The 13,507-nt window shown below is 69.9% G+C and carries 16 protein-coding genes; 8 read left to right on the forward strand and 8 right to left on the reverse strand.

Going from position 1 to position 13,507, the window contains the following annotated elements:
• Positions 1-100: 100 nt before the first annotated feature.
• The 3 genes from ABZ342_RS41990 to ABZ342_RS42000 all read right to left on the reverse strand — a co-directional run bounded on the left by ABZ342_RS41990 (position 101) and on the right by ABZ342_RS42000 (position 2,768).
• A complete protein-coding gene (locus ABZ342_RS41990; protein WP_360485650.1) occupies positions 101-1,267 on the reverse strand; it encodes a ubiquinol-cytochrome c reductase iron-sulfur subunit in 1,167 nt (388 codons plus the stop codon).
• The gene (locus ABZ342_RS41995; RefSeq protein ID WP_155541915.1) at positions 1,264-2,082 is read right to left on the reverse strand and encodes a c-type cytochrome; all 819 of its coding nucleotides are present in this window, start codon (positions 2,080-2,082) and stop codon (positions 1,264-1,266) included. The genes ABZ342_RS41990 and ABZ342_RS41995 overlap by 4 nt, the downstream gene beginning before the upstream one ends.
• Positions 2,083-2,144: 62 nt before the next feature.
• A complete protein-coding gene (locus ABZ342_RS42000; protein ID WP_086681061.1) occupies positions 2,145-2,768 on the reverse strand; it encodes a heme-copper oxidase subunit III in 624 nt (207 codons plus the stop codon).
• Positions 2,769-2,863: 95 nt separating this feature from the next.
• On the opposite strand from ABZ342_RS42000, the gene ABZ342_RS42005 reads away from it, so the two are divergent.
• From ABZ342_RS42005 to trpD, 3 genes are all read left to right on the forward strand, one after another.
• Entirely contained in the window at positions 2,864-3,277 is a 414-nt protein-coding gene (locus ABZ342_RS42005; RefSeq protein ID WP_155541914.1) for a hypothetical protein, read from the forward strand.
• Between the two features lie 61 nt (positions 3,278-3,338).
• Positions 3,339-3,746, forward strand: a complete 408-nt coding sequence (locus tag ABZ342_RS42010; RefSeq protein ID WP_360485655.1) for a hypothetical protein — start codon at positions 3,339-3,341, stop codon at positions 3,744-3,746.
• A gap of 5 nt (positions 3,747-3,751) precedes the next feature.
• On the forward strand, positions 3,752-4,786 hold the full coding sequence (gene trpD / locus ABZ342_RS42015) for an anthranilate phosphoribosyltransferase (protein ID WP_360485658.1): 1,035 nt from the start codon (positions 3,752-3,754) through the stop codon (positions 4,784-4,786).
• 6 nt (positions 4,787-4,792) lie between these two features.
• Here the strand turns inward: trpD and ABZ342_RS42020 are convergent, their stop codons facing one another.
• Positions 4,793-5,746, reverse strand: coding sequence for a helix-turn-helix domain-containing protein (locus ABZ342_RS42020; RefSeq protein ID WP_155544318.1), 954 nt, complete (start codon positions 5,744-5,746; stop codon positions 4,793-4,795).
• A gap of 83 nt (positions 5,747-5,829) precedes the next feature.
• Between ABZ342_RS42020 and ABZ342_RS42025 the strand changes: the two genes are divergently transcribed.
• Entirely contained in the window at positions 5,830-6,762 is a 933-nt protein-coding gene (locus ABZ342_RS42025; RefSeq protein WP_360485661.1) for a DMT family transporter, read from the forward strand.
• Here the strand turns inward: ABZ342_RS42025 and ABZ342_RS42030 are convergent.
• Together ABZ342_RS42030 and ABZ342_RS42035 are read right to left on the reverse strand one after the other, a co-directional pair.
• Positions 6,710-7,135, reverse strand: coding sequence for a cytochrome c oxidase subunit 4 (locus tag ABZ342_RS42030; protein ID WP_155541910.1), 426 nt, complete (start codon positions 7,133-7,135; stop codon positions 6,710-6,712). The two genes, ABZ342_RS42025 and ABZ342_RS42030, sit on opposite strands and share 53 nt — an antisense overlap.
• A gap of 20 nt (positions 7,136-7,155) precedes the next feature.
• Positions 7,156-8,100 (reverse strand): cytochrome c oxidase subunit II, encoded by a 945-nt coding sequence (locus tag ABZ342_RS42035; RefSeq protein ID WP_196425219.1) that lies wholly within the window; start codon positions 8,098-8,100, stop codon positions 7,156-7,158.
• A gap of 184 nt (positions 8,101-8,284) precedes the next feature.
• Between ABZ342_RS42035 and asnB the strand changes: the two genes are divergently transcribed.
• Entirely contained in the window at positions 8,285-10,219 is a 1,935-nt protein-coding gene (asnB, locus tag ABZ342_RS42040) for an asparagine synthase (glutamine-hydrolyzing) (RefSeq protein WP_360485665.1), read from the forward strand.
• A gap of 58 nt (positions 10,220-10,277) precedes the next feature.
• Here the strand turns inward: asnB and ABZ342_RS42045 are convergent, their stop codons facing one another.
• Positions 10,278-11,270 (reverse strand): carbohydrate kinase family protein, encoded by a 993-nt coding sequence (locus ABZ342_RS42045; protein WP_360485668.1) that lies wholly within the window; start codon positions 11,268-11,270, stop codon positions 10,278-10,280.
• A gap of 149 nt (positions 11,271-11,419) precedes the next feature.
• Between ABZ342_RS42045 and ABZ342_RS42050 the strand changes: the two genes are divergently transcribed.
• Positions 11,420-11,590, forward strand: coding sequence for a hypothetical protein (locus ABZ342_RS42050; protein WP_196425218.1), 171 nt, complete (start codon positions 11,420-11,422; stop codon positions 11,588-11,590).
• An 80-nt stretch (positions 11,591-11,670) separates the two neighbouring features.
• Here the strand turns inward: ABZ342_RS42050 and ABZ342_RS42055 are convergent, their stop codons facing one another.
• Complete coding sequence (locus tag ABZ342_RS42055) at positions 11,671-12,048, reverse strand: iron-sulfur cluster assembly accessory protein (RefSeq protein WP_155541906.1); 378 nt, start codon at positions 12,046-12,048, stop codon at positions 11,671-11,673.
• A 146-nt stretch (positions 12,049-12,194) separates the two neighbouring features.
• Between ABZ342_RS42055 and ABZ342_RS42060 the strand changes: the two genes are divergently transcribed.
• Positions 12,195-12,842: a DUF3043 domain-containing protein gene (locus ABZ342_RS42060; RefSeq protein ID WP_155541905.1), complete on the forward strand. Its 648-nt coding sequence runs from the start codon at positions 12,195-12,197 to the stop codon at positions 12,840-12,842.
• A 400-nt stretch (positions 12,843-13,242) separates the two neighbouring features.
• The gene (locus ABZ342_RS42065) at positions 13,243-13,500 is read left to right on the forward strand and encodes a hypothetical protein (RefSeq protein ID WP_360485673.1); all 258 of its coding nucleotides are present in this window, start codon (positions 13,243-13,245) and stop codon (positions 13,498-13,500) included.
• The last annotated feature ends 7 nt before the right edge of the window (positions 13,501-13,507 follow it).

The raw sequence follows: 13,507 nt of genomic DNA on the forward strand, positions 1-13,507 counted from the left end.
AGGCCCTTGGCCGCGTGGTACCGCTGGTCGGCGTTGTCCGCGGCGTCGGCCAGTGCCTTTTCGACCGGGCTCGACCCCTTGGTCGGCGTGGTGAGTGAACTCATGACTTACGCTCCCAAAAGGCCGGACCGATGGCCTCGATGAAGTCGCCTCGCGCGATCAAGTATCCCTCTTCGTCCACCGTGATCGGTAGCTGGGCCAGCGGACGGGTCGCCGGGCCGAAAATCGGCTTCGCGTAGTGGAGGGCGTCGAACTGCGACTGGTGGCACGGGCACAGGATCCGGTTGGTCCGCTGCTCGTACAGGGAGGTCGGGCAGCCGACGTGGCTGCAGATCTTCGTGTACGCGTAGAGGTCGCCGAAGTTGAAGTCCTCCTGGCCGGCCCGCTTGACCACCTTGGCGGCGTCGGTCGGGCGCAGGCGGATCAGCATGACCGGGTTGTCGATCCGGGTCAGCGCGGCCGCCAGTGCCTCGGCGTCGTTCCGCTCGGACTCGCGGAACGGGAACACGGTCTCCATCGCGCCGGCGTCGAGGTCCTCGGCCTTGAGCAGGGGGACCTCGGTCTCCTTGCCGTGCTCGACCTCGATGGGCTTGCCGGTGTCGCGGCGCAGGTAGACCTTCTCGCCGGGGTAGTTCGGCAGCCAGCCGGTGTGCCAGAGCGACGCCCGGTTGTCGGTGTCCTTCCACGGGTCCTTGATGAAGGACGCGAGCGGCAGCGCCGCGGCCGCGAGGCCCAGCGCGCCGGCCCCGGCGATCGCCGTGCGCTTGACCAGCGACCGGCGCGCGATGGTGCTGCGGCTCCCGGCGTCGGCCAGGTGGGCGATGATCGTGGCGCGGTCGACCTCGGCCGACCCCTTGCCGTCGCCGTCGTGGCGCTCCTGCACCGCGACCTCGGCGGGCACGAACTTCTTCGTGTACAGGATCACGCCGATGCCGAGGCCGAGGATGGCCAGGCCGAGCGTGAGACCGAGCATCGGGGTGTAGAGGCTGTACCAGAAGTGCGCGGTCTCGTTGTCCGGCGCCTCGTACTGCCACGGCCACCAGATGAGCGAGACGACGAACGCGATCCCGGCCAGCGCGGACAGGGCGAACCAGAACGCCACCAGGCGCTCGGCCCGCTTCTCCGCGCGGGTGCCCTCCACGGGCCACGGGGTCGGGTACTCGACGATCTCGACACCGTCGAGCGCGCCGCCCAGCTTGACCAGCTGGTCGCGGTCCATCTCCGCCAGCTCCGCCTCCGTCGGCGGCTTAGGCCCCTCGGCACTCATGCCTTCGATCCAATCCACAACGTCGCGCCGATCAGCGCGGCGATCCCGACGATGAAGGCGATCACGCCCTCGGAAGCGGGGCCGACCCCGCCGAGGCCGTTACCACCCGGGTTGTTGTTGCCGTCGGACACCGACTTCACGTAGGCGACGATGTCCTTCTTCTCCTCCGGCGACAGCTGCCGGTCGGAGAACTTCGGCATGTTCTGCGGCCCGGTGAGCATGGCCGTGTAGATCTGCTCTTCGCTGGCCGGGTCCAGGTTCGGCGCGTACTTGCCGGCGGACAGCGCGCCGCCGCGGCCGGTGAAGTTGTGGCACGACGCGCAGTTGAGGCGGAACAGCTCGCCACCGCGGGCCGGGTCGGAGCCGCGCAGGGCCTCGCCCTTCTCCGCCGGGCGCTGGGCGCCGCCGCCGTGCGCCTGGATGTAGGCGCCGACCGCGTCGATCTCGGCCTCGGTCAGCTTCGGCGGCTTCCGCTCGATCTGCGCCTCCTGGCGCGCGGCGGGCATGCGGCCGGAAGAAGTCTGGAAGTACACCGCGGCGTCGCCGATGCCGATCAGGCTCGGCCCGCGGTCCTGCACGCCCTCGAGGTTCGCGCCGTGGCACGCGATGCAGGTGTTGTTGTAGACCTGCTCGCCGAGGCGCAGCTGCGCCGGGGTGCCCTGGGCCTGCGCGGTCTGCGGCTCCGGGGCGAACACGGCGTACAGGGCGCCGGCGCCCACCAGCGCGATACCGAGCGCGAGCAGGCCGGCGAACCGCCTCCGCAGCTTCGACCGCGCGCGGTAGCGGCGCTCCGACGTTTTCGTGCTGGTGGTCATCTTGCGGCAACCCTTGCTGTCAGTTCAGGCCGATGGTGAAGGTGGTGGCGGCTGAGGCGGATCTACGGAAGGAGGTAGATCACACCGAAGAGGCCGACCCACACGATGTCGACGAAGTGCCAGTAGTAGGACACGACGATCGCCGACGTGGCCTGGGCGGGCGTGAACTTGCTCAGTTTCGTGCGGATGAGCAGGTACACGAAGGCGATGAGCCCGCCGATGACGTGCAGGCCGTGGAACCCGGTCGCGAGGTAGAAGACCGTGCCGAACGGGCCGGACGGGATCGTCATCCCCTCTTCGACCAGGTTGTGGTACTCGTTGGCCTGGCCGCCGACGAAGATCGCGCCCATGATCAACGTGATGATGTACCAGCGGCGCAGGCCGTAGACGTCACCGCGCTCGGCGGCGAACACGCCGAACTGGCAGGTCAGCGAGGACAGCACGAGGATCACCGTGAACGGGATCGCGTACGCCACGTTGAGGTGGAACTCCTCGCCGTGCAACGGCGGCGGCCACTGGCCGGAAGAGTTCTGCGCCTTGACGGTGAAGAACATCGCGAACAGTCCGGCGAAGAACATCAGCTCGCTGGACAGCCACACGATGGTGCCGACACTGACCATGTTCGGCCGGTTCAGCGAGTGGACCCGCTGACTGATGGTGGGAGCTGCCGTTGTCACGCGTCGCATTATGTCCTCTCGCACCACCGCTCCGCCGGGTGGGTCCACGGCGAGCCGCCTGCGTAACCGATCACAGTGAACGCCCGGGAAGGTGAGAGCTACTCATGGGTTTGGTGAACCGCCTGCTCAACCTGGTCAAGAAGCGCGAAACCCCCGGTCTGACGCCTGATGCGCCCGGTCTGGAGATCGTCGCCGAGGCCTTCGACCCGGCGGTCGCGGACTCCGCCGTGCTCGCCGGTTCACCCGCCTGGGTCAGCACGGCACCGGCCGTTCTGCGGCACCACCTGCTCCTGCCGCCGGACCGGGTCGCCGAAGCGGCGTCGATCCTCGCGCAGGACGGCTATGACCTGCGAGAAGAGTCACCTTCGGGTGAGCTGACGCGGGTGCTCGCGGTCCGCGTCCAGGTGCTCGACGCGCTGCACTGCGCCCAGGAACGGTCCCGGATGGCGGGCCTGGCCCAGCGGCTGGGCGGCGACGCTCTGGGCTGGGACGCGCAACAGCCGGAGGCGCCCGCGTGATGTCGGTCTCGGCCGATACGATCGTGGCGGACGTGTGGTTAGCGAGACGGAGGCGTGCCTGATGGGCGAGTCGATGCGGGTCCTGGTGTTCAGCCACAAGGCGGAGGTGCGCGAAGCGATCGTGAACGCGGTCGGGCGCCGTCCGGCGGCGGACCTGGCGCGCGTGGACTACGTCGAGGCCGCCGGGATCGCGGACGTGCTGTCCGAGGTGGACGCGGGGAACGTCGACCTAGCGATCCTCGACGGTGAGGCGCAGCCGACCGGCGGCATCGGCCTGTGCCGGCAGCTCAAGAGCGAGATCGCCGACTGTCCCCCGATCGTGGTCGCGGTGCGGCGCCGGGACGACCGGTGGCTGGCGACGTGGTCGCAGGCGGACGCCGTGCTGGTGCACCCGCTGGACCCGCTGACCGCCGCGGAGACCGTCGCCGACGTGCTGCGCGCGCGACGGGTCCCCGTCGTGAACGGCTGAGCCCGGTGACCACCCCGGTCCCCCGCACCTGGCCGCCGCTGCTCAAGCAGCTCGTCGCACGCGTCGACCTGTCCGAGGAGGACACGGCGTGGGCGATGGACCAGATCATGAGCGGCGCGGCGAGCCCGGCCCGGATCGCCGGGTTCGCGGTGGCGCTGCGCGCCAAGGGCGAGACGCCTTCGGAGATCGCGGGCATGGCGGCGACGATGCTGGCGCACGCCAAGCGCGTCGAGCTGGACCGCCCGGCCGTCGACATCGTCGGCACCGGAGGCGACGGCTCGAACTCGGTGAACATCTCGACGATGGCGACGATCGTCACGGCGGCGGCCGGCGCCCCGGTGGCCAAGCACGGCAACCGCAGCGCGTCGTCGAAGTCCGGCGCGGCGGACGTGCTGGAGGCGCTCGGCGTCACGATTTCGCTGCCCCCGGAGGACGTCCAGCGGAGCCTCACCGAGGTCGGCGTGGGGTTCTTCCTGGCGTCGGCGTTCCACCCCGCCCTGCGGCACGCGGGCCCGGTCCGCGGCGAGCTCGGCATCCCGACGACGTTCAACCTGCTGGGGCCGCTGACCAACCCGGCCCAGCCGGGCAGCGCGCTGATCGGCTGCGCGTACGAAGACAAGACGCACGTGCTGGCGGAGGTGTTCGCCCGCCGGGGGACCCGCGCCCTGATCGTCCGCGGCGACGACGGCCTGGACGAGATCACCACGACGACGACCTCGTCGGTGTGGGTGGTGTCGGACGGCACGGTGGCTTCGCGCTCGCTGGACCCGGCGGAGCTGGGTGTCCCGCGCGCCACGGCGGAGGATCTGCGCGGTGGCGACGCGGCGTCGAACGCCCAGGTGGTCCGCGAGCTGGTGGGCGGCAAGCCCGGGCCGGTGCGGGACGCGGTCCTGATCAACGCGGCCGCGGCTCTGGCGGTGTTCACCGGGTTCTCGGAGTCCCTCGAGGACGATCTGCGTGCCGGGCTGGCGAAGGCGGCCGAGGCCATCGACTCCGGGGCCGCGGCCGCGCTCTTGGACCGCTGGATCGCCTTCGGCTGAGGCTCGTCAGCCGCGGAAGGCCGTCCGGTACGACGTCGGGCTCGTCCCCCGCAGCCGGCTGAACTGGTGCCGGAGCGCCGCCGCTGAGGCGTACCCGCACGCCGTCGCGATGTCCTCCACCGACAGGCGGCCCTCCTCCAGCAACGCCTGGGCCCGGTCCAGCCGCCGCTCGGTCAGCCACCGGTGTGGTGTCGTCCCCGTGGCGGCCGAGAACCGGCGCAGGAACGTCCGCTCCCCCAGCCCGCTCCGCCGGGCCAGCTCGGCCACCGTGAACGGCTGGTCCAGCCGCCGCTCGACCCACTCCAGCGCCTCCGCCACCACCGAGTCGTCCGGGGCGGACGGCACCGGCGCCTGGACGAACTGGGCCTGCCCGCCGGCCCGGAACGGCGCCGCCACCATCCGGCGGGCCAGCGTCGTCGCCGCCGTCACGCCGCGCAGCCGCCGGACCAGGTGCAGGCACAGGTCCACCGCCGCCACCGTGCCCGCGCTCGTCAGGACCCCGCCGTCGTCCGCGTACAGCGCCTGCGTGTCCACGGACGCCGCCGGGAACCGGGCGCGGAACTCCGCCTCGTACACCCAGTGGACCGTGCAGCGCCGTCCGTCGAGCAGGCCCGCGTAGCCCAGCGTGAACACGCCCGCGCAGAACCCCGCCACCCACGCGCCCCGCGCCGCCGCGTCGCGCAGGACGTCCAGCACCGGCGACGGCGGTGGCGCCGTCCGGGGTGCGCACGTCGGCACGATCAGCAGGTCCGCCGACGCCGCGAAGTCCAGGTCGTGCAGCCCGGTCAGCCCGAAGCCCGACCAGCTGGCCACCGGCTCGCCCGCGGGCGAGCAGACCCCGAAGTCCCAGCCTTCGATGCCGTCGGCGCTGCGGTCGGTGCCGAAGACCTCGCACGCGACACCCAGCTCGAACGGCGAAACGTGGTCCGCGAGCACGACCGCGACCCGGTTGACGTCCATGCCGGCCAGCATGTCACAAGTTTTGCGGCCGTTGTCATCTCTGACACTGGTCGCGCCCGGGCAAGCGGACGAACCTGAACGCCATGACGAACTCCGAAACCCGCCCGCTGCTCCAGTGGTCCGCGGCGATGGCGATGTCCGGCACGATCGGCGCCGTCGTCCTCGAGAGCGGCGCGGCCGCCCCGGCCGTGGCCTTCGCCCGCTGCTTCGTCGGTGGGACGCTGCTGGTGCTCTGGTGCCTAGCCCGCGGCTGGCTGCCCGCCTGGCGGCCCTCGAAGCGCGACCTCGGGCTGGCCGTCCTCGGCGGGCTGTTCCTGGTCGGCAACTGGGTGCTGCTGTTCGCGTCCTACGCGCTGTCGTCGATCTCGGTCAGCACGGTCGTCTACCACACCCAGCCGCTCATCCTGGTCGGCCTGGCGGCGGCGTTCCTCGGCGAGAAGGTCGCCAAAAGCCACCTGGTCCGGGCCGCGATCGCGTTCGGCGGCGTGACGCTCATCTCACTGTCCGCGCACGGCGAGGACGGCAAGACCGTCCAGCTCGCCGGGATCGGGCTGGCGCTCGGCGCGGCCGTGCTCTACGCCGGTGCGTCCTTCGTCGCGAAGCAGCTGAAGCACATCCGCCCGCACCTGCTCGCGGCTGTGCAGACGACGGTCGGCGCGGTCCTGCTGGCACCCGTCCTGCTGGTCACGCCGTTGCCGACCGCGCCGCGCGAGCTGCTCTGGCTGGTGCTGCTGGGCACCGTCCACACCGCGCTGATGTACGTGCTGATGTACGCGAGCATCGGCAAGCTGCCGACCACGACGGTGGCGCTGCTGTCCTACCTGTACCCGGTGGTCGCGGTGCTGGTGGACGTCGCCTTCTACGGCCACCGCCCGACCTGGCCGGAGGCACTGGGGATGCTCGCAGTACTGGCCGCCCCGCTGAGTCCTCAGCGGGGCGGCCAGTCGGCGAAGAAAGCTCAGGTCAGTCGTGCGACGGACCCGTGTGGTACTCGAACACCAGCCCGCCGATCGTGATCAGCAGCGCGACGAGCGCGATCACGAGCAGCCAGATGTGGAAGAACGCCAGCGCCAGCGCGGCGAGCGCCGCGGTGGCCGCCATCGAGACCGGCCAGTAGCTGCCCGGGCTGAAGAAGCCCAGCTCGCCGGCGCCGTCGCTGATCTCGGCGTCCTCGCGGTCTTCCGGCCGCGGTTCGATGCGCCGGGAGACGAACTGCATGTAGCTGCCCGCGAGGAACGCGAGGCCACCGGTCAGGATCAGCGAGACGATGCCCACCGGCTCGGGCTTGCCGCCGAAGCGGGGGTCCAGCACGGCCCACGTCCAGTACACACCGGCCATGATCACGGCGAAGACTGCCACGATGAAGAAGATGCGCGCTTCGACCTTCATGGGTCTTTCCTACTCCTGGCTCAGTTGGACGCGGTCCGCGCCGTGCGGTCGGTGTTGAACGGCTGGGTGGTGACCGCGTGCGGGGTGCACAGCTCGCCGCAGTTCATCTTCTTAAGGGCTTCGGACGCGGTGAACGTCTGGCCGGTGGCCGGGTTCACCTGCTTGCGCAGCGCGATGTACGCGTCGTACTTGTCCGGCGACAGCGCGCGGACCTCGAAGTTCATCACCGAGTGGTACGTGCCGCACAGCTCCGCGCACCGGCCGACGAAGGAGCCTTCGCGGTCGATCGTGTTCTGGAAGGAGCTGTCCTGGTTGTTCTTGTCCGGGTTCGGGAAGACGTCCCGCTTGAAGTGGAACTCGGGCACCCAGAAGGAGTGGATGACGTCGGTGGAGAGCAGGTCGTACTGGATGACCTTGCCGACCGGGAGCACCAGCAGCGGGATCTCACCGGACGAGCCGACCGTGCTGACCTGGCCGCTGCCGTCGGGCTTCGCCGCGTTGGCGTCCTCGTACTTGAACTCCCAGTTCCACTGGAAGGCCACGACCTGGACCTTGACGTCCGGGTTCGGGATCTTGTCCAGGACCTTCGACTCCGTCGTCGCGGTGAAGAAGAACAGGACGCAGACCATGATCGTCGGGACGACGACCGTGAACAGCTCGAGCGGGATGTTGTACTGGAACTGCCGGGGCAGCTCCTCCGGCTCGCCGTCGACCGTCTTCTTCTTGCGGTGGAACGTCGCGGTCCAGAAGATCAGGGCCCACACGATGGCGCCGACGACCAGCGCGGCCACCACGGTCCAGGTCCACAGCGTGCGCATCTCGTCGGCCTGGCGCGTGACGCCCACCGGCCAGCCGAACCGCAGGATCTCGTCGCCGGAGCAGCCCGTCGCGGTCAGCGCGACCAGCACGGCCAGCGCGGCTACGCGCACGGTCCGCTTCCCCAGGGTGCGCTTGGGTTGTCCCACTGCGCCTCGCCCTTTCACCCAGAGCCTCCTACGACAGATCTTTGTGACAGGCCGGAGCCTAGCCGAGTTCACGCTCCGCGCTGACCAAGGGGTAACCCTCGACGCGCGTGGTACTCGCCACGGCCCGCCCGGCATACTGGGCGCTCCCCAGCCCCACGAAGACCCTGAAGGTGTGTGAGTACCCGTGTGCGGCCTGCTTGGACTGATCTGCGCGACCGAGACCGGCGCCGCGAACGCGCGTGACGCCGTCGGCGCGGCCATGCGCTGCCAGCGTCACCGCGGCCCCGACGAGCAGGACACGTGGGCCGACGCCGAGGTCGTCTACGGCTTCAACCGGCTCGCGTTCATCGACGTCGAGCACGCCCACCAGCCGCTGGTCTGGGGGCCGCCGGAGGCGCCGGGCCGCTACACGATGAACTTCAACGGCGAGATCTACAACTACCTGGAGCTGCGCGCCGAGCTGGCCGAGCAGCACGGCGCGAAGTTCGAGACCGAGGGCGACGGCGAGGCCATCGTCGCCGGCTTCCACTACCTCGGCGCCGACTGGGTGAAGCGCCTGCGCGGCATGTTCGCCTTCATGATCTGGGACTCCCAGGAGAAGCGCGTCTTCGGTGCGCGCGACCCGTTCGGGATCAAGCCGCTCTTCTACTCGGCCGGCCCGGGCGGGGTGGCGTTCTCCAGCGAGAAGAAGAGCCTGCTGGAGCTGTCGGACACCCTCGGCGTCGCGCAGGAGCTGGACCGGAAGGCGCTGCAGCACTACCTCGTCCTGCAGTACGTGCCCGAGCCCGAGTCGCTGCACACCGCGATCCGCCGCGTCGAGTCCGGGACGTCGTTCGAGGTGGTCCCGGGCGGTGAGGTGAAGTTCACCCGCTACTTCCACCCGCAGTTCGCGACGAAGCCGGTCAACGGGCCGGCCGAGGCCGAGGAGCTGTACCAGCGCATCGCCGATGTGATGCGCGACTCGGTCGGCAAGCACATGATCTCCGACCCGGACGTCACCGTCGGCGCGTTCCTGTCGGGCGGCATCGACTCCACGGCCACCGCGACGCTGGCCAAGGAGCACAACCCGAACCTGATCGCCTTCACCACCGGGTTCGAGCGCGAGGGCTACTCCGAGGTCGACGTCGCCGCCGAGTCGGCCGCCGCGATCGGCGTGAAGCACGTGGTCCGGACGGTGACGGCGGACGAGATGATGGAGGTCCTGCCGCTCATCGTCTGGTACCTCGACGACCCGGTGGCCGACCCCGCGCTGGTCCCGCTGTGGTTCATCGCCCGCGAGGCCCGCAAGCACGTCAAGGCCGTGCTGTCCGGCGAAGGCGCGGACGAGCTGTTCGGCGGCTACACGATCTACAACGAGCCGATCTCGCTGGCGCCGTTCGAGAAGATCCCGGGCGGCATGCGGAAGCTGATCGGCAAGGTGTCGACGAAGATCCCCGAGGGCACCCGCGGCAAGGACCTGCTGCGCCGCGGCGCGCTGCCGCTGGAGGACCGCTACTACGGCAACGCCCGCAACTTCCGGGACGACCAGCTGCGCAACGTGCTGAAGACCTACCAGGAAGGCGTCGGCTTCAAGGACGTCACGGCGCCCTGGTACGACGTGTCGCGCGGCTGGGACCCGGTGGCGCGGATGCAGCACGTCGACCTCTACACCTGGCTGCGCGGCGACATCCTGGTCAAGGCCGACAAGGTGACGATGGCGAACTCGCTGGAGCTGCGGGTGCCGTTCCTCGACGCCGAGGTGTTCAAGGTCGCCGCCTCGATCCCGCTGGCCCAGAAGCTGGCGCACGGCACGACGAAGTACGCGCTGCGCCAGGCCCTGGCCAAGATCATCCCGGCGCACGTGCTGAACCGCCGCAAGCTCGGGTTCCCGGTGCCGATCCGGCTGTGGCTGCGCAACGAGATGTACGACTGGGCGAAGGGGATCATCAACGATTCGCGCACCGAGGAGCTGCTGGACAAGAAGGCGATCCTGGCCCTGCTGGAGGAGCACAAGGCGGGGCAGCTCGACCGCAGCCGCCAGCTGTGGGCGCTGATCGTGTTCATGCTGTGGCACGGCATCTTCGTCGAGCACCGCATCAAGCCCGAGATCCCGGAGCCGGTGTACCCGGTCAAGCTCTGAGGTTTTCACGGAGAAGGCCCCGCACCGGACCGGTGCGGGGCCTTCGTCGTTCCGGGCCTCAGGCCGCGGGCAGGACCACCGAGATCTCCTCCGCCGCGTCCGGGCCGAACGCGTCGCCGATGCGGGCCAGCGCGTCCGTGCGGTCGAACGTCCACTCCTGGGTGCCGACCGTCTCCAGGACCAGCACCGCGATCAGCGAGCCGAGCTGGGCCGCGCGCTCGACGTTCAGGCCGCCGTCGAGACCGGCCAGGAAGCCCGCGCGGAAGCCGTCGCCGACGCCCGTCGGGTCGGCTTTCGCGCGCTCGGGGACCGCGCCGATCTGCAGGGCGACGAAGTCCTTGCCGACGATCTCGACGCCCTTCTCCCCCAGCGTCGTGATCCGCAGGCCGACCTGGTCGAGCACGTCGGCCTCGGTCCAGCCGGTCTTCTGGAGCAGCAGCTCCCACTCGTAGTCGTTGCTGAACAGGTACTTCGCGCCGGCCACGAACGCGCGAGCCTGCTCGCCGGTCATGCGGGCCAGCTGCTGCGACGGGTCCACGGCGAACTCGTACCCGCGCTGACGGCACTCTTCGGCGTGGCGGACCATGCCCTCCGGGTCGTCCGGGCTGATCAGCACCAGGCTGAGCGCGCCGGCGCGCTCGGCGATGGGCTGGAGCTCGATGTTGCGGGACTCGGCCATCGCGCCGGCGTAGAACGTCGCGATCTGGCAGAGGTCCTCGTCGGTCGTGCAGACGAACCGCGCGGTGTGCGCGACCTCCGAGACGTGCACACCGGACGTGTCGACGCCGTGCCGCTCCAGCCAGGAGCGGTAGTCGGCGAAGTCCGCGCCCACCGCGCCCACGAGCACCGGCTGCACGCCGAGCACCCCGAGACCGAAGGCGATGTTCGCGCCGATGCCGCCGCGCCGGACCACGAGGTCGTCGGCGAGGAAGCTCAGCGAGACCCGGTGCAGCTGCTCGGCGACCAGCTGCTCCGCGAACCTGCCCGGGAAATGCATGAGGTGGTCGGTCGCGATACTGCCGGACACCGCGATCCTGGCTTTGGCTGCCACCGGCTGCTCCTTATGTGGTCGACCTCACGGCAAAAGGCACGAAGTTACCCCCGGGTCATGACCCAACCGGGTAGTCCGCGCACGCCCAACCGACACTACCGGCTGGTACTCCTTCTCCAGTCGAGAGCGGATCAATAGCGTTACGAATCGTGAACGCCCTCACCGAACCCGAGACCCTGTCCGAGCTGATCGCCGACTGCGCGCTCATCCCGGCGACGCTCCAGGCGGAGGACCTCCCGTTGCCCCGAGTCACGGCCAAGCCGTGGCAGGTCGACGAGGCGTGCCACGCCCAGGTCGCGGAGCTCGACGCCTACGTGTAGGCCCGCAGCGACGAAGAAGGCCCCGCCCTCCGCACGGAGGTCGGGGCCTTTTTCGTGGCCGTCTTGCGCGACGCTGTGACTCAGTGGAACGAGTCGCCGCAGGCGCAGGAGCCGGTGGCGTTCGGGTTGTCGATCGTGAAGCCCTGCTTCTCGATCGTGTCCACGAAGTCGATGACGGCTTCCGACACGTACGGCGCGCTCATCCGGTCGACGGCGACCTTGAGGCCGTCGAAGTCGCGGAACAGGTCGCCGTCGAGCGAACGCTCGTCGAAGAACAGCTGGTAGCGCAGGCCCGCGCAGCCACCGGGCTGGACGGCGATGCGCAGGTGCATGTCGTCGCGGCCCTCCTGCTCGAGCAGGGCCCTCGCCTTGGAAGCCGCGGCGTCGGTCAGCGTGACGCCATGGGTTTCTTCGGTGGTCTCGGCCTGCGTCGCGCCGGCGTGCTCAGCGGTCGTCATGGCACTCCCTCTAAGTTCGAACTCACTGCGGATAGTCCTCGTGCTGACGTCTTCAACACCCGGAGCGTCCGTTCTGTTCCCCCACCATGGTCGCACATCGATCGACCTGGTGAACGGCGGCGTGACGCCTGCAATACCCTGGTGAGGTGAGGTTCCTGCGCCGAAGCACCACAGACACCGCCGCCGAAGAGCCGGAGGCCGCGGAAGCCGTCGACGTCAACGGCAAGTCGTACACGCCCGGTAAGGGCAAGGCTACGCCGAAGCGCCGAGACGCGGAGGCGAAGCGGCGTGGCCCGGTGGCGCCGCCGCCCACCTCCATGCGCGAGGCGATGAAGCGCAACAAGGAACTGCGCAAGTCGAACCCCCAGACCAAGGAAGACCGCCGCGCGGCGGCCAAGCTCCGCCGCGACCGCATGATGGCGGGCGACGACAAGTACCTGCTCCCGCGCGACCGCGGGCCGGTGAAGGCGTACGTCCGCGACCTGGTCGACACGCGGCGCAACCTGCTGGGCCTGTTCATGCCGCTGGCGATCCTGGTGTTCCTGGCGCTGCTGGTGCCGCTGCCCCAGGTCCAGTCGTACATCACGCTGCTGTGCACGGCGATGCTGCTGGTGATGGCGATCGAGGGCTTCGTGAACGGGCGCAAGATCGCCAAGCTGGCGCGGGAGAAGTTCCCGAAGGAGCCGATCGCGGGCCGCTCGATCGGTTGGTACGCGTTCGTCCGGGCGTCGCAGATCCGGCGGCTGCGGGTCCCGAAGCCGCGGCTGAAGCCCGGGGACCCGATCCCGAACTGAGCTGGTTTCGAACTGAGCTGTTTTCGAGAAGGCGGGTGGAGCGAGCCTCCACCCGCCTTCTTGCTGTCCGGGGCCGTCCTCGGGGCGTATCCTCGACCGGTGCAGAGTGGGACATTCCCCACGCGATATCGCCGCTTCGACGAGCGGTAACGCGCGGAGTGTGTCCCACTCTCCTCCCGGCGGCCTGCCCGGTCCTGCAGGTTTGGTGAACAACGCGTCGGCCGGAATCCGGCCTGGCGCGAGGTGTTCCGCCTGACCGGGCAAGGGACGTTGCCGGTCACCCGGGGCCGGAACACCGGAGCACGACCGGCCGGCGCGAGCCGGTCATGGTGGTACCCGGAAACCGACCCTGACCGGCCGGTGGGGACGCCTCGGGACTCGTCGGCGGTGAGGGCTGCGCGTGTCGTTCGAAGTCGTCCTGTCCCGGGTCGCCGGCATGTCCGCGGCCGGCCTCTGGGCCATCGCCGCCATCCTCGTCATCGTCTTCCTCGGCGCCTGGCTTATCTACCGCCTCCACCTCGCGAAACGCAAGGACGGTGAGCGCTTCCGCCTCAAGCTGCCGTTCTTCGAGATCGAGACCGGCCGCCGGCCGAGAAGAAGGAGGAGCGAGGCTGGAGTCACTCCAGGGTCGTTAGCAAAGCAAACGATTACCGCCTAGGCTGAGC

The organism is Amycolatopsis sp. NPDC005961, assembly GCF_040629235.1.
Classification (GTDB): domain Bacteria; phylum Actinomycetota; class Actinomycetes; order Mycobacteriales; family Pseudonocardiaceae; genus Amycolatopsis; species Amycolatopsis camponoti.

Bases quoted from the DNA above. Each gene is read 5' to 3' on its own strand.
- ABZ342_RS42005 (WP_155541914.1), top strand. From the start codon at position 2,864: ATGGGTTTGGTGAACCGCCTGCTCAACCTGGTCAAGAAGCGCGAAACC.
- ABZ342_RS41995 (WP_155541915.1), bottom strand. From the start codon at position 2,082: ATGACCACCAGCACGAAAACGTCGGAGCGCCGCTACCGCGCGCGGTCG.
- ABZ342_RS42010 (WP_360485655.1), top strand. From the start codon at position 3,339: ATGGGCGAGTCGATGCGGGTCCTGGTGTTCAGCCACAAGGCGGAGGTG.
- ABZ342_RS42025 (WP_360485661.1), top strand. From the start codon at position 5,830: ATGACGAACTCCGAAACCCGCCCGCTGCTCCAGTGGTCCGCGGCGATG.
- ABZ342_RS42030 (WP_155541910.1), bottom strand. From the start codon at position 7,135: ATGAAGGTCGAAGCGCGCATCTTCTTCATCGTGGCAGTCTTCGCCGTG.
- ABZ342_RS41990 (WP_360485650.1), bottom strand. From the start codon at position 1,267: ATGAGTGCCGAGGGGCCTAAGCCGCCGACGGAGGCGGAGCTGGCGGAG.
- ABZ342_RS42020 (WP_155544318.1), bottom strand. From the start codon at position 5,746: ATGGACGTCAACCGGGTCGCGGTCGTGCTCGCGGACCACGTTTCGCCG.
- ABZ342_RS42000 (WP_086681061.1), bottom strand. From the start codon at position 2,768: ATGCGACGCGTGACAACGGCAGCTCCCACCATCAGTCAGCGGGTCCAC.
- ABZ342_RS42055 (WP_155541906.1), bottom strand. From the start codon at position 12,048: ATGACGACCGCTGAGCACGCCGGCGCGACGCAGGCCGAGACCACCGAA.